The organism is Bradyrhizobium sp. LeoA1Lang (assembly GCF_055413685.1).
Map to the genome: position 1 here is coordinate 144,026 of NZ_JBVAPG010000002.1, position 13,808 is coordinate 157,833.

Genomic DNA, 13,808 nt, shown 5'->3' on the forward strand with positions numbered 1-13,808 from the left:
CAACGTTCTCTCCTGCATTTCGGAGACACCCGTGACGAAACCAGCATCCGCTGCCGCCACCCTTGCGCCACCCTCCCCATCACGCGCTTCTGATTCCGGTCCCCTGTCCCAGGATCTGGCGGAGGCGTTTCTCGCGGTGCGGGATGAAACCGAACGCCGGGCCGCTCCCCTGTCCGCGGAGGACCAGCTGATCCAGTCCATGCCGGACGCGAGCCCGGCAAAGTGGCACCGCGCCCATACCACCTGGTTCTTCGAGCAGTTTCTGCTCGGGGAGCACCAGGACGGCTACAAGCCCTTCCATCCGGACTACGCCTATCTCTTCAATTCCTATTATGTCAGCGCCGGCCCTCGCCATGCCCGCGCCCAGCGCGGTCACCTGACCCGGCCAAGCGCCGACGAAGTCACCGCCTATCGCCGCCATGTCGACGATGCCGTGGTGAAATTCTTCAAGGCCGCGGGCGAGGAGAAACTGACAAAGCTGGTGCCGCTGGTCGAGGTCGGCCTCAATCATGAACAGCAGCATCAGGAACTGATGTGGACCGACATCCTGCACGCCTTCGCGCAGAACCCGATCCCGCCGGCTTACGATCCGGCATGGCGCTTCCCGGCCTCGCAGCGCGGCGGCGAGGAATGGGTGACGCTGAACGAGGGTATCCACACCATTGGGCATCCAGACGACAGCTTTCATTTCGACAATGAAAAGCCGGCCCATCGCGCCCTGATCGGCCCCGGCAAACTGGCGCGAAATCTTGTGACCAACGCCGACTGGCTCGCCTTCATCAAGGACGGCGGCTATTCGACAGCGACGCTGTGGCTGATGGACGGTTTTGCAACCGTCGAAAAGGAAGGCTGGGAGGCGCCCGGCCACTGGCGCAACGTCGACGGCCAATGGCAGATCGTGACCTTGGGCGGCCTGCAGCCGATCGACCCGGCAGCTCCGGTATCCCACGTCAGTTACTACGAGGCCGACGCCTTCGCCCGCTGGGCCGGCAAACACCTGCCGACCGAGATGGAATGGGAGGTCGCCGCGCGCGCCGGCCAGCTCAACGACGCCTTCGGCATCGTCTGGCAGTGGACCCGCTCCGCCTATTCACCCTATCCGGGCTACCGGGCAATCGAGGGCGCGCTCGGCGAGTACAACGGCAAGTTCATGGTCAATCAATTGGTGCTGCGCGGTTCCTCGCTTGCAACTCCGAGCGGTCACAGCCGTATCACCTATCGCAACTTCTTTTATCCGCACCACCGCTGGCAATTTACGGGATTACGGCTCGCAGATTACGCCTGATCGGTTCTCAAGCATGATCCGGAAAGGCGGATGCCGGTTTTCCGAAACGATCATGCGCAAAAACAACCAAAAATCATAGCGCGCGGGAAGGCGCGTTCAGGAGAGTATCATGAATGTGCATGCCCGCGCTTTAGCCAAGGCCTATGCCTTCGACGAACAGACCGCAGCCTTTGCCGAAGATGTCATCGGACATCTCGCGCAACATCCCAAGCACCTGTCGCCCAAATATTTCTATGACGCGATCGGCTCGGAGCTGTTCGAGCAGATCACGGTGCTGCCGGAATATTACCCGACCCGCACCGAACTCGGCATCTTGCGCGATCGCGGGGCCGAGATCGCCGCGATCATCCCTGCGGGCGCGGCGCTGGTCGAGTTCGGCGCGGGCGCGACCACCAAGGTGCGCCTGTTGCTCGAGCACTGCGAATTCAGCGCCTACGTGCCCGTCGACATCTCCGGCGATTTCCTGAACGCGCAAGCGGAAGGCCTGCGCAAGGACTTTCCCGGCCTCCGCGTCTATCCGGTCGCGGCCGATTTCACCGCCCCGTTCACGCTGCCGGCCGAGATCGCTGAGATGCCGAAAGTCGGCTTCTTCCCGGGATCGACGATCGGCAATTTCGAGCCGCAGGAAGCCACCGATCTCCTGCGCACCGCGCGTGAAATCTTAGGTGCGGGCGCGCAGATGATCATCGGCGTCGACCTCGAGAAGGACGAGCGCGTGCTGTACAACGCCTATAATGATTCAGCCGGTGTCACCGCGCGCTTCAATCTGAATGTGCTGGTGCGCATCAACCGCGAGCTCGGCGGCAATTTCGATCTCTCCGCCTTCTCCCATCGCTCGATCTACAACCGCGACCGCCACCGGATCGAGATGCACCTGATCAGCCGCAAGGCACAGAGCGTACGGGTCCTCGGCAACACCTTTTCATTCCGTCCCGGCGAGAGCATTCACACCGAGAACAGCTACAAATATTCGCTGGAGCGCTTCACGGAGCTGGCCCGAAGCTCGGGCTGGACCGTCCGGCAGTCCTGGACCGACGCGGCAAAGATGTTCTCGGTTCACGCGCTGGTGGCTTCGGAATGAGATTCCGAAGCCGAGCGCAGCGACACGGATTCCCATACCGCGACCGCGATCAGGATTGCAGTCGTAAGGAGCGAGAGCCATAGCGGCGACAGCTCGCTTGCGAACCAGCTCAGCGCGAGCAGCGCGACGATGCCGACGATGTGGGAGAGCTGCAGGAAGCCCCTGATCGAGAGCTTGAACAGGATCGTCCCGACCAGGAACAGAAGCGGGCCGCCGATCGTGCTCAAGATCGTCTTGAGATCGGAATGGCCGCCGGGATGCTTCAGCACCAGCTCGTCCGACACCGCCGTCAGGATGATGCCGGCGACGATCGGCATGTGCAGATAGGTGTAGGCGAGGCGCGCCAATTTCCCTGATTCGGCCGATGTCGAAATCAGTTCGGAACCGGCCTCGGCGCCTTTGTGGAAATAGATCCACCACATCGCGATGCTGCCGACCAGCGAGGACACGAAGGCCAGCACGATCTCGGTGGTCCAGCTCAGCTCGGCAAAGGTCGCGCCGTTGACGACAACAGCCTCGCCGAGCGCGATGATGATGAAAAGGGCGCAGCGCTCGGCCATATGGCCGCCTTCGACCGCCCAAGCTTCGAGCGAGGACGGCCCCAACCCCGGAATCCAGAACCGCGCCGCCGGCGAGACATATTCGATCACGACCGCGATGATCCACAGCCATAGCCTGGACTCACCCTCGGCAAGGCCGCCGAGGATCCAGAACACGGCAGACGTGGAGAGCCAGGCCAGGATGCGGATGGCATTGTGGCGCACCGCCGTCCAGTGACGCGGCGTGGAGACGAACCAGAACGCGGTACGCCCGACCTGCATCACCACATAGGCGATGGCGAACCACAGGCCGCGGCCTTCAAAGGCCGTCGGGATCGTGGTCGACAGCACGAGGCCGCCGAGCATCATCAGGAACAAGAGAATGCGGACCGGCGTCAGCTCCGGATTGAGCCAGTTGGTCACCCAGGCCGTGAAGACCCAGACCCACCAGACCGCGAGGAACAGCAGCGTGACCTGGACCGCGCCGATTGGCGTGAAATGATGGAGCAGCGTGTGCGAGATCTGCGTGACCGCGAACACGAACACCAGATCGTAGAACAGCTCGGCATAGGTGACGCGGCTATGCTGATGTGGCGCGACGACGCGAAACATCGCGCCGCGTCGATTCTCCGCAGCCATCGGTGCCCCCTTGCGAGATGATCAGGCCTCGGGCCCGCCAGGCACCCCGGTCTGCAGCGCCAATGCGTGCAGTATGCCGCCCATCTGTCCCTTGAGCGACTGGTAAACGATCTGGTGCTGCTGGACACGGGACTTGCCGCGGAAGGATTCCGAGATCACCGTTGCCGCGTAATGGTCGCCGTCACCGGCCAGGTCGCGGATCGTCACCACGGCATCGGGAATGGCTGCCTTGATCATGGATTCGATATCGCGGGCGTCCATCGGCATCCCAGTACACCTCCATTTCGACGTTCAAATCGCGGCCGACACGGCCGGCCACGCGGAGCAAAACCTAGCGCTTGCGCTCTTCTAGGTCATCCTATCAGGCACTATATACCGCTTCCAATCGTTTTAGCTGCATCATTCGGTCACAACGAACTGACCAAAAAAGGCGCAGAATCATGAAACTCCCAGGTCCCGACCATCCGATCACGATTACCCCCAACCCCAAGCGCATCCGCGTCCGGGCGGGGGATATCGTCATCGCCGACTCCACCCATGCGCTGACCCTGAAGGAAGCGAGCTATCCCGCCGTGCAATACATCCCGCGGGACGATGCCAACATGGCCCTGCTCTCCCGGACCGAGCGCACCACGCATTGCCCCTACAAGGGCGATGCAAACTATTTCAGCATCAATGCCAACGGCAAGACGCTCGAAAATTCGATCTGGACCTATGAGACGCCCTTCCCGGCGATGACGGAGATCGCGGGACACCTGGCGTTCTATCCGGACAAAGTCACGATCGAGGAAGTGGCGTAGAGCGAAAGTGATTGCTTGCCCTGGTACTGAGACGTGGATGCCCGGGACAGGCCCGGGCATGAGGATGCGGCTACGCTCTGAATATCGTGAGCCCGAGTATCAGGAGTACCAGGAAGATCACGACGAAAATATAGAACAATACCCGCGCGATATCGGCGGAGGCTGCCGATATGCCGGTGAAGCCGAGCAAGCCGGCAATAATCGACACCACAAGAAAAATCAGCGCCCATTTAAGTAACGTCATCGCCCTCTTCTCCAGCTTCTTCGCGGGAGTAACCTCAGGCGATAGCGCGAGTTCCACAGCGATGGGCGGCGAATCGCTCGCCGCCCGCTTCGCCCTGCTGGTTTTCCCTATCGTCCCATGCGTCCGGGAGAACCAGGCGTCACGATGTCATCGTCCGGCATGCCGTTCGGCGACAGGCCGGTCCCCGTTGTGCCCGGCGACGTATAGGGCGTGCTTGGCTGGTTGAGGGTTGGATTGGGCGTGGTGGACGTTCCGCCGGTGCCCATTCCGGTCGTGGAGCTTGATTGTCCGCCGGGCGCCGACGAAATTCCCGCCGATCCCGGATTGGTCGGCACAGCCGCCGGCGGTGGCGCACTGCCAACGCCAGACGAAGCACCGGCCTGCGCTCTCCCGGCGCCGATGCCGCCACCTGACGCTTGCGCGAAGGCGGCTGATGACGCCGTCATCAATGACATCGCGATGACGGCCGATAGATGCAATTTGTGTCGCATGGTAATTCTCCGTATGGCATGCGGCCGCACCAACGTCCGCTGAATCGCGTCGTTCCGTTGCTCACGCAAGCGCGAGATCACATCGACGTTTTCGGCAGCTAATGATTGGGCCTTGCCCAATCCGGTTCCGGGTTGCAACATCACAACCGATCACCTCTCAGAGGGGGCGCCTATGAGCTCGATCTCCCACACCATGGCGACGGCGGAGGCTCACGCAGCACCGAAAGTAAAAGCGCGTAACGCCGCGCTCGATCGCGCCCGAACTTTCCTGACGCTGGTCGTGCTGTTGCACCACTCTGTGATTCCCTACACGCATTTCGGACACACCGATCCAAAATCGTGGATCGGCTTCGACATGGTCGTGCTCGCCACTGACAGCTTCTTCATGGCGATGTTCTTCTTCCTGTCGGGACTGTTCGTGTGGCCGGGGCTGGCTCGGAAAGGACCACTGCAATATCTGCTCGATCGCCTGGTTCGACTTGGCCTGCCCTTCGTGGTCTGCGCGTTCACGCTCATCCCGCTGGCCTATTACCCCATCGCGCTGCGCCAAACTCCGGATCTGAGCTTTTCCGAGTTCTGGTGGAAAACCATCACCGTGGGGCCATGGCCGAGCGGCCCGATCTGGTTTCTCTGGATCTTGCTCGCCTTCGACCTCGTCGCGAGCGCGGCATATAAGCTGTCACCCAAAGTCATCGATCCGATCAATCGCCTGTCGCTCAAGGGGCATGAGCAGGCCACCCTGTTCTTCGTGGTCATGCTCGCGGTCACCGCCGTGCTCTACATTCCGGGACGCGTTCACTTTGGGGCAGGGAGCTGGTTCGAGTTCGGACCGTTCTCGGTCCAGCACGGCCGCGTGCTGCTCTATGCGACCTACTTCTTTTTTGGCGCAGGCATAGGCGCCATGTATCTGGATCGCGGTCTGCTGGCTGCAGACGGCCGGCTTGCAAAGAGTAGCTGGGGTTGGGCGGTCGCGGCGCTGGTTCCGTATTGCCTGATGTGGGTGCTGATCTACATCAAGCGCGAAATCCTCGGAAATCCGGTACGGCTGCCGGACTGGTATGAGGCGACCTACGGTCTCTTCTTCGCTTGCTTCAGCGTCGCCATCATGTTCGTGATCCTGGCTTACTTCCTGCGATTCAAGCAATCCGGCTGGAGCATCCTCGATCCGATGCAGCCTGATGCCTATGGCATGTTCCTGGTGCACTATCCGATCGTGCTCTGGCTGCAATATTGGATGTTCGATTTCAATTGGCCGGCGATCGTGAAGGCGGCCATCGCGTTTGTGCTGACGGTGCTGCTGAGCTGGGCGGCGACAGCGGCGCTGCGGAAGATTCCAGGCGCGACCCACGTGCTGTGAAGGCCCTCGTCTTCTCCGCCGTCATGGCGAGGAGCGACAGCGACGAAGCAATCCATGCCTCCGCAAGTGGCGACATGGATTGCTTCGCTTTGCTCGCAATGACGAGGGAGCCCGAGCGACTACGCCGCCTTGCCGCTCATATAGGCCGGCAACCAGCGCTCGAACGCCTCGTTCAGCGTCGTGATCGCCACCGGCGTTTCGCCCACGATTGAGATCGCGTCGCCGCCGGTGGTGCCGATGCGCGCGCAGGGCATCCCGCACCCCCGCATCTTCGCAAGCACACGGCCGGCGTCCGCCTCGGGTACGGTGACGATGTAGCGCGCCTGATCCTCGCCGAACCAGTAGGCATGCGGCACCAGCGCCGTCGGCGCCGCGAGCAGTCGCGCGCCGATGCCGCTTGCGATCGCCATCTCGGCGAGCGCGATCAACAGCCCGCCGTCGGAGATGTCATGCACCGCGGTCGCCGTGCCAGCGTGGATCATGCCGCGCACGACATCGCCGTTCCGCTTCTCGGCGGCGAGATCGACCGGCGGCGGCGCGCCTTCCTCGCGGCCGCAGATGTCGCGCAGATAAGCGGACTGGCCGAGCCAGCCATGGGTCTCGCCGATCAGGAGGATCGCCTCGCCTTCCGCCTTGAACGCGAGCGTCGCGGACTTGGTGAAATCGTCGAGCATGCCGACGCCGCCGATCGAGGGCGTCGGCAGAATGGCGCGGCCGTTGGTCTCGTTGTAGAGCGAGACGTTGCCGGAAACGACCGGGAAGTCCAGCGCGCGGCAGGCTTCCGAAATGCCCTGCAGGCAGCCGACGAACTGGCCCATGATCTCGGGCCGCTCAGGATTGCCGAAATTGAGATTGTCGGTGATCGCGAGCGGCTTGCCCCCGACCGCGGTGATGTTGCGCCAGGCTTCGGCCACTGCCTGCTTGCCGCCTTGATAAGGATCGGCCTCGCAATAGCGCGGCGTCACGTCGACGGTCATCGCCAGCCCCTTCGGCCCATCCTGCACGCGGACCACAGCCGCATCGCCGCCGGGGCGCTGCACGGTGTTGCCCAGGATGACGTGATCGTACTGCTCCCAGACCCAGCGCTTCGAGCAGAGATCGGGCGCGCCGATCAGCTTCTCCAGCGCCTGCGGAATGCCAAGCGGCGCCTCGACATCGCGCGCATGGATCACCGGCTGCGCGGCGGAAGCCGTGTGCGGGCGATCATAGAGCGGCGCCTCGTCGCCGAGTTCCTTGATCGGCAGATCGGCCATGACGTCGCCGCCGTGCTTGACCACGAAACGCTTGGTTGGCGTGGTGTAGCCGACCACAGCGAAATCCAGGCCCCATTTGCGGAAGATCGCCTCGGCTTCTTGCTCCTTCTCGGGCTTGAGCACCATGAGCATGCGCTCCTGGCTCTCCGAGAGCATCATCTCGTAGGCGCTCATGCCGGTCTCGCGGGTCGGCACCGCGTCGAGATCGAGGTCGACGCCGAGATCGCCCTTGGCGCCCATCTCGACCGCCGAGCAGGTGAGCCCCGCCGCGCCCATGTCCTGGATCGCGATCACGCAGCCCTTTTCCATGATCTCGAGGCAGGCCTCGAGCAACAGCTTCTCCGCGAAGGGATCGCCGACCTGCACGGTCGGCCGCTTCTCCTCGGAATTGTCGTCGAATTCGGCCGAGGCCATCGAGGCGCCATGAATGCCGTCGCGCCCGGTCTTCGAGCCCAGATAGACGATCGGCATGTTCACGCCGGAGGCGGCCGCGTAGAAGATCTTGTCGGCGTCGGCGAGACCGACCGCCATCGCGTTGACCAGGATGTTGCCGTCATAGCGGGTATGGAAGCGGACTTGCCCGCCGACCGTCGGCACGCCGAAGGAATTGCCGTAGCCGCCGACGCCGGCGACCACGCCGGAGACGAGATGCCGGGTCTTCGGATGCTCGGGCGCGCCGAAACTCAGCGCATTGAGGCAGGCGATGGGGCGCGCGCCCATCGTGAACACGTCGCGTAAAATGCCGCCGACGCCGGTGGTCGCGCCCTGATAGGGCTCGATATAGCTCGGGTGGTTGTGGCTCTCCATCTTGAAGACCACGGCCTGGCCGTCGCCGATGTCGATCACGCCGGCATTCTCGCCCGGCCCCTGGATCACCCAGGGCGCTTTCGTGGGCAGTCCGCGCAGGTGGATGCGCGAGGACTTGTACGAGCAGTGCTCGTTCCACATCGCCGAGAAGATTCCGAGCTCGGTGAAGCTCGGCACCCGCCCGATCAATTTCAGGATGCGCTCATACTCGTCCGGCTTGAGCCCGTGGGCGGCGACAAGTTCGGGGGTGATCTGGGGCTCGTTCATGGGTCCCTTATTAGGTAGATCGGCGGTGCGGGCAAAGGCCTTTTATGGCGCTTTTCCGCCCTGTCCAGAGCTTTGCGGCGGTGGCCGCGGGCTTTGCGGCCGGCCGCGGGCTTGCGAATTTGCAGAAACGGACAGGATCGGATTTAAGGACCGGAACTCAATTTTGAAAGCCCGCGAGCGTGAACGACCTTTCCAAGACCGCATTCCTCCGCCGCCCGGACCTGCATGTCGCGACCGAGGGCGAATTCAAGGGCTGGCGCACCTGGATCCGGGACAGCTTCGAGAGCCATGTCGGCCCATTCTGGCACCGGATGGATGAGAACGGCCGCGTGCAGTGCGCCTTCCGGGTGGAGAAGAAGCACCTCAACGGGATGCGCAACGTCCATGGCGGCTGCTTCATGGCCTTTGCGGATTACTGCCTGTTCGCGATCGCCTCGGCCGAATTGGAAGGCCCGGGTGTGACGGTGGCATTCTCGTGCGAATTCCTCGACGCGGCCCGCGAGGGCGAGCTGGTCGAATGCACGGGCGAAGTGACCCGCGCCGGCGGCTCGCTGATCTTCCTGCGCGGCATGCTGAAAGCGGGTGAGCGCTCGCTATTCACCTTCTCCGGGACGATCAAGCGGGTGAAGCTGAAGGCGCCGCCTGAGGCCAGCGCATAGCTCCCCACCTTTCCTTTTTGCGTGCCCAGGCTAAGACTGGCTCCAGCGCGCCAATGCGCCGGGAGCAACAGGTGCCGAAGAGCACATCAAGGACGGGTAGCGTGACGGCTGCCGTGGAAACGCCTGCGCTGTCAGCCCTGGAGCGGCCGCACCATCGCTGGCAGGATTATGCGTTGCTGCTCGCGCTCGCCTGCTGCTGGAGTTCGACTTATCCCTTGACCAAGATCGGTCTCGGCTCGATCCCGCCGGTCACCTTCATCTCGGCCCGCTCCCTGATTGCGGCGCTGTTTCTGCTGGTGATCCTGCGCATCCGCGGCCTTCGCATTCCGACCGACGCCAAGGCGTGGAAGCTGTTCGCCTTCCAGCAGACCATCAACTCAACGATCCCGTTCCTTGTCATCACCTGGGCGCAGCAATACGTGGCGGCAGCGCCCACCGTGGTGCTGGCCTCGACCACGCCGATTTTCGCCTTCCTGATCACCTGGGCCATCACGCGGCATGAGCCGGCCACGCTGTTGAAACTCACTGGGGCGATCCTCGGCCTTGCCGGCACCGCCGTCATCATCGGCCTCGATGCGCTCAGCGGCCTCGGCAGCGAGATCTTTGCCGAGATGGCGATCCTGCTCGCCACCATCTCGTTTGCGTGCGCCACGATCTTCGGCCTGCGCCTGTCCGATTACGACCCGATGGTGGTTGCCGCCGGCTCGCTGTTGTTCGGCGGCCTCATACTGCTGCCGGCCGCCATCATCGTCGAACATCCCTGGACCCTGCATCCGACGCCGCAAGCGCTCGCTGCCGTCAGCACCATGGGCATCTTCTCCAGCGCAATCGGCCTGATGCTGTTCTACATGTGCCTCGCCCGGCTCGGCACGCTAACCACCAATGCCCAAGGCTATCTGCGCATCCCGATCGGCGTCGGCCTGTCGGTGGTGCTGCTCGGCGAAGCCGTACCCTCGAACCTCGCCGTCGGGCTTGTGCTCGTCATGGCAGGGGTCGCAGCGATGACCGTTCCGGGTGACCGCTACAAGCTCGCCCTGAACTGGCTGCGGGCGCGGCTGACGGGCGCGTAGAGTGGGCAAAGCGCAGCGTGCCCACCATCTAACGGTGTGCTCGCAATGGTGGGCACGCTTTCGCTTTGCCCACCCTACAACTTCGCCGCGAGTTCTGATTCAAATTTCAAACAGCTCTCCGCTGTCATCGTCCGGCTTGACCGGACGATCCAGTATCCCAGAGGCGGTCGTGCTTGAGCCGAGAAGCCCCCGGATACTGGATGCCCCGCCTTCGCGGGGCATGACGGTGGAGTATGAGGAAGCAACAGTTCGCATTCTCGCGGCATGATTTGCCCGAGGTTTGCATCTCGTTCCACCCTCTCATTGAACAGAGGGCGCAGGGAAAGCCGGGTGCTGGTTGCACCCGTGGGTCCCGTGCAACAAAAAGCACGGGAGTAGGACCACAGGTTCAACCGAAGCATTCCGGCTTTCCCTGCGCGATGGTGTTACGGCTTACTTCGTGCTCTCCCCGGTGACCGGGCTTTTTTGCCACCGTCGCTCTGCTCAACGAGCAAAACTTAGCGCCAGCGTCGGGGCGCCAGGACCACACGACTTCGCCGTCCGCTGATGTCACGCTCGTCAGTCGTGACACCCGCGTCCACCGCATCTCACCGCAACGTTCGTGACGATCGCGAGCCGCCCCTCATTCGGGTGAGACGCGCGGAGTTAAATCACTGATTTGCCCGACGGCGAAAGCGGAATGTTTTTCGCGCGGGGGCTGGACGGGGCAAATCACGTTGATTGGCTTAAGGAAAATCGCGCGAATGATACGATGCCGTCGTGCCCGTCTTCGCTATCGCTTCGCCGGACTGACATTAGAGTGCCCGGCGAGGCCTCGGCGTAGCCGGGTCCCGGGCATCCACGTCCCTTGCCTCCGTGCACGAGAGAGAACGTGGATGGCCGGGACAAGCCCGGCCATGACGGAGGAGAGGGTTGCGCAATGTGTCCTCCAGTCATTCCGGGGCATCGCGAAGCGATGAGCCCGGAATCCATTTCTCCGCTTGCGCAAGTGGACGAATGGATTCCGGGGCGCGCCCCGGAACGACGGCGGAGTTTGAGGCTCGGGAAGTGGTGGGTTACGCTTCGCTAGTTAGCTAATCCGCCTTACGATTCTGCGAACTCGGCTGACGGGCGCGTGGTCCAGCCACGCCTTTTCACGCGGAGAGCTGCTTCTCGGCGATCGCGAGCCACTCGGACTGGGCGTTGCGCAGATATTTCGGCGCGCGCCGCATCTGGATCAGCAGCTCGTTGAAGACGACGCGCGCCTCGGCGGTACGGCCGGCCGTGCGCAGCAGCAGGCCGTAGCGGACCCGCGCCTCCGCGCCAGGGAAGTAGGCCGAGACCGCATGATATTCGTCGAGCGCTTCGTCGATCCGCCCTATTTCGGCAAGCGCGCGGGCATAGAGCAGATGGCCCTCGGCGGATTCGAAATCCGGCCATTGCTGCTTCAATTCGTCGAGCGTAGCCAGCGCGTCGGCCGGCCGATTGCAGGCGAATTGCGCCTGCGCTTTGCCCAGAGCGAAGGCGGGATCGTGGCCCATCGGCAGCTTGAGGATGTCGTCGTAGTGGCGCTCGGCTTCCTCGAACCGCCCGATTTTCGCGCACTCTGCGGCTAGCGCTGCACGGTTTGCGACGGTGTCCGTCACAGCCAATCGATCGGACAGTTCGCGATATTTCTTTTCCGGGTCGACACGATTGGCAATGCGCTGACGCGCCCGCCGCGCGTCCGGCCCCTGATACCATTCCGGTATCAGCTCAACCACGATGTAGGCCAGCGCGCCAATCAGCGGTACCATGAGAATGATGAACGCCCAGGGCTGCAAACGGCCAGTACGCGAGGCGTGATAGATCAGCGAGATATCGAGCAGCAAAATAACCAATGCAACAGGCATGGCGACTTCCGGGATAAATGAACGGATCGTCTCAAATCGCCTGACTGATAGACCGGCAGGCCCGACCAGACAATCCCCGGTTGTCGCTTCTGCGCTTTCAATGTGAAGGACTGATAGCTCGACGGGGAGAAAAAGGCGAAGTCCCACACGTGCCTGAAGCCTGTACTTTGGGGATGTATCGAAGTCCCGCCAGAGGGCCTCGATTATTGAACCGCGCTATTGCAGGCTGACCAAGGTCAGATCGACGAACCACGACTGCGGTGAGACGAACCCCTTGACCTTCGGGCTCATCGCACGCGGGTTGAGATCGTGCACGATGTAGAGCCACGGAGGGTTGTCGACGAGCCGTTCATGCGCCTTGCGATAGGCAGCTGCGATCACCTTGGGATCGGTGGCCTCGGAGATCGTCTTGAGCGCATCGTCGAATTCAGAGTCCTTCCACTGCTCGAAATTGAACCCGTTCGGTGAAAAATTCTCGGACGAAAAGTAGCGCGCCATGATCCCGGCATCGGAGGAAGGCGACGAGATATTGAGCCCCATCGCCCCCTGTAGCGTGGGGCTATCCGGCGTCGCCCGCGCGGCGGTCAACAGAACCTGCCATTCGATCACATCGAAGGCCACGTTCACACCGCACGCCTCTTTCAGGTTTTGCTGCAGGAATTCGTTCATCGGCAAAGGCAGCATCTGGCCCAGGCCGTGTGAAAACTGTGCCTCTGCTATTATTCTCCAGTGAATCGGCGGGGGACGAGCGATGGCGGGATTCGTAGAGGGGGTTGATCGCGGACAGAGCACGTTGTTCCCTGCACTGCTCGACGATTACGTGGCCGAGGACAATCCGGTGCGTGCGGTTGATGTGTTCGTCGACGGGCTCGATCTGGATAAGCTCGGCTTCGTTGGCGTCCAGCCACACGACACGGGGCGCCCCGGTTACCATCCCGGCATGATGCTCAAGCTCTACATCTATGGCTACCTCAATCGCGTGCCGTCGAGCCGACGCTTGGAGCGGGAATGCCAGCGCAATATCGAGATGATCTGGCTGACCGGGCAGTTGGCGCCGGACTTCAAGACCATCGCGGACTTCCGCAAGGACAATAGCAAGGCCATTCGTGAGGTCTGTCGCGAGTTCGTCGCGCTGTGCCGCAAGCTTGATCTGTTCAGTGCAGCAAGCGTCGCCATTGACGGATCAAAGTTCAAGGCTGTCAATGCGCGGGACAAGAACTTCACCGAGGCCAAGATGAAGAGGCGCCTGGAGCGGATCGACGAGAGCATCGCCCGCTATCTCTCGCAGCTCGAGACCGCCGATCGGCACGGCGACGCGGTGCCAGAGGCGAAGGTTGAGCGGTTGAAGGGCAAGATCGAGAAGCTCAAGGAGGAGATCGTTCGGCTCAACGCGATCAATGCGGAGATGATGAAGAGCGAGGACAAGCAGATCTCGCTGACCGATC

At 62.6% G+C, this 13,808-nt stretch carries 14 protein-coding genes; 7 read left to right on the top strand and 7 right to left on the bottom strand.

Going from position 1 to position 13,808, the window contains the following annotated elements; all coding sequences use genetic code 11:
- The first annotated feature begins 31 nt into the window (after positions 1 to 31).
- Together egtB and egtD are read left to right on the top strand one after the other, a co-directional pair.
- Entirely contained in the window at positions 32 to 1,285 is a 1,254-nt protein-coding gene (gene egtB / locus ACZYOF_RS01505; protein WP_463714542.1) for an ergothioneine biosynthesis protein EgtB, read from the top strand.
- Between the two features lie 109 nt (positions 1,286 to 1,394).
- Positions 1,395 to 2,366, top strand: coding sequence for an L-histidine N(alpha)-methyltransferase (gene egtD / locus ACZYOF_RS01510; RefSeq protein WP_463714543.1), 972 nt, complete (start codon positions 1,395 to 1,397; stop codon positions 2,364 to 2,366).
- Here egtD and ACZYOF_RS01515 read toward each other — a convergent pair.
- Together ACZYOF_RS01515 and ACZYOF_RS01520 are read right to left on the bottom strand one after the other, a co-directional pair.
- A complete protein-coding gene (locus ACZYOF_RS01515) occupies positions 2,342 to 3,544 on the bottom strand; it encodes a low temperature requirement protein A (protein ID WP_394565939.1) in 1,203 nt (400 codons plus the stop codon). The two genes, egtD and ACZYOF_RS01515, sit on opposite strands and share 25 nt — an antisense overlap.
- 21 nt (positions 3,545 to 3,565) lie before the next feature.
- A complete protein-coding gene (locus ACZYOF_RS01520) occupies positions 3,566 to 3,811 on the bottom strand; it encodes a BolA/IbaG family iron-sulfur metabolism protein (RefSeq protein ID WP_028166386.1) in 246 nt (81 codons plus the stop codon).
- Between the two features lie 173 nt (positions 3,812 to 3,984).
- Between ACZYOF_RS01520 and ACZYOF_RS01525 the strand changes: the two genes are divergently transcribed.
- Positions 3,985 to 4,344: a DUF427 domain-containing protein gene (locus tag ACZYOF_RS01525; RefSeq protein WP_463714544.1), complete on the top strand. Its 360-nt coding sequence runs from the start codon at positions 3,985 to 3,987 to the stop codon at positions 4,342 to 4,344.
- 70 nt (positions 4,345 to 4,414) lie between these two features.
- On the opposite strand, the gene ACZYOF_RS01530 is transcribed toward ACZYOF_RS01525, so the two are convergent.
- Positions 4,415 to 4,588, bottom strand: a complete 174-nt coding sequence (locus tag ACZYOF_RS01530) for a DUF1328 domain-containing protein (protein ID WP_028166384.1) — start codon at positions 4,586 to 4,588, stop codon at positions 4,415 to 4,417.
- Between the two features lie 107 nt (positions 4,589 to 4,695).
- Positions 4,696 to 5,079: a hypothetical protein gene (locus tag ACZYOF_RS01535; protein WP_463714545.1), complete on the bottom strand. Its 384-nt coding sequence runs from the start codon at positions 5,077 to 5,079 to the stop codon at positions 4,696 to 4,698.
- 172 nt (positions 5,080 to 5,251) lie between these two features.
- Between ACZYOF_RS01535 and ACZYOF_RS01540 the strand changes: the two genes are divergently transcribed.
- Entirely contained in the window at positions 5,252 to 6,436 is a 1,185-nt protein-coding gene (locus ACZYOF_RS01540) for an acyltransferase family protein (protein WP_463714546.1), read from the top strand.
- A gap of 119 nt (positions 6,437 to 6,555) precedes the next feature.
- Here ACZYOF_RS01540 and purL read toward each other — a convergent pair whose 3' ends face one another.
- Complete coding sequence (gene purL, locus ACZYOF_RS01545) at positions 6,556 to 8,763, bottom strand: phosphoribosylformylglycinamidine synthase subunit PurL (RefSeq protein WP_463714547.1); 2,208 nt, start codon at positions 8,761 to 8,763, stop codon at positions 6,556 to 6,558.
- A 179-nt stretch (positions 8,764 to 8,942) separates the two neighbouring features.
- Between purL and ACZYOF_RS01550 the strand changes: the two genes are divergently transcribed.
- On the top strand, positions 8,943 to 9,422 hold the full coding sequence (locus tag ACZYOF_RS01550) for a PaaI family thioesterase (protein ID WP_463714548.1): 480 nt from the start codon (positions 8,943 to 8,945) through the stop codon (positions 9,420 to 9,422).
- A gap of 71 nt (positions 9,423 to 9,493) precedes the next feature.
- The gene (locus ACZYOF_RS01555) at positions 9,494 to 10,492 is read left to right on the top strand and encodes a DMT family transporter (protein WP_463714549.1); all 999 of its coding nucleotides are present in this window, start codon (positions 9,494 to 9,496) and stop codon (positions 10,490 to 10,492) included.
- Between the two features lie 1,133 nt (positions 10,493 to 11,625).
- Here the strand turns inward: ACZYOF_RS01555 and ACZYOF_RS01560 are convergent.
- Both ACZYOF_RS01560 and ACZYOF_RS01565 read right to left on the bottom strand, forming a co-directional pair.
- A complete protein-coding gene (locus ACZYOF_RS01560) occupies positions 11,626 to 12,363 on the bottom strand; it encodes a tetratricopeptide repeat protein (protein WP_463714550.1) in 738 nt (245 codons plus the stop codon).
- A gap of 216 nt (positions 12,364 to 12,579) precedes the next feature.
- Positions 12,580 to 13,047: a hypothetical protein gene (locus ACZYOF_RS01565; protein WP_463714551.1), complete on the bottom strand. Its 468-nt coding sequence runs from the start codon at positions 13,045 to 13,047 to the stop codon at positions 12,580 to 12,582.
- 67 nt (positions 13,048 to 13,114) lie between these two features.
- Between ACZYOF_RS01565 and ACZYOF_RS01570 the strand changes: the two genes are divergently transcribed.
- Positions 13,115 to 13,808 (top strand): transposase (locus tag ACZYOF_RS01570; protein WP_463714552.1); only part of this gene is annotated, 694 nt, incomplete at its 3' end.

What these genes read in the sequence shown, in the direction of transcription:
- egtD (WP_463714543.1), top strand. Translation starts at nt 1,395, where the DNA reads ATGAATGTGCATGCCCGCGCTTTAGCCAAGGCCTATGCCTTCGACGAA.
- ACZYOF_RS01515 (WP_394565939.1), bottom strand. Translation starts at nt 3,544, where the DNA reads ATGGCTGCGGAGAATCGACGCGGCGCGATGTTTCGCGTCGTCGCGCCA.
- ACZYOF_RS01520 (WP_028166386.1), bottom strand. Translation starts at nt 3,811, where the DNA reads ATGCCGATGGACGCCCGCGATATCGAATCCATGATCAAGGCAGCCATT.
- ACZYOF_RS01525 (WP_463714544.1), top strand. Translation starts at nt 3,985, where the DNA reads ATGAAACTCCCAGGTCCCGACCATCCGATCACGATTACCCCCAACCCC.
- ACZYOF_RS01530 (WP_028166384.1), bottom strand. Translation starts at nt 4,588, where the DNA reads ATGACGTTACTTAAATGGGCGCTGATTTTTCTTGTGGTGTCGATTATT.
- ACZYOF_RS01535 (WP_463714545.1), bottom strand. Translation starts at nt 5,079, where the DNA reads ATGCGACACAAATTGCATCTATCGGCCGTCATCGCGATGTCATTGATG.
- ACZYOF_RS01540 (WP_463714546.1), top strand. Translation starts at nt 5,252, where the DNA reads ATGAGCTCGATCTCCCACACCATGGCGACGGCGGAGGCTCACGCAGCA.
- purL (WP_463714547.1), bottom strand. Translation starts at nt 8,763, where the DNA reads ATGAACGAGCCCCAGATCACCCCCGAACTTGTCGCCGCCCACGGGCTC.
- ACZYOF_RS01560 (WP_463714550.1), bottom strand. Translation starts at nt 12,363, where the DNA reads ATGCCTGTTGCATTGGTTATTTTGCTGCTCGATATCTCGCTGATCTAT.
- ACZYOF_RS01565 (WP_463714551.1), bottom strand. Translation starts at nt 13,047, where the DNA reads ATGCTGCCTTTGCCGATGAACGAATTCCTGCAGCAAAACCTGAAAGAG.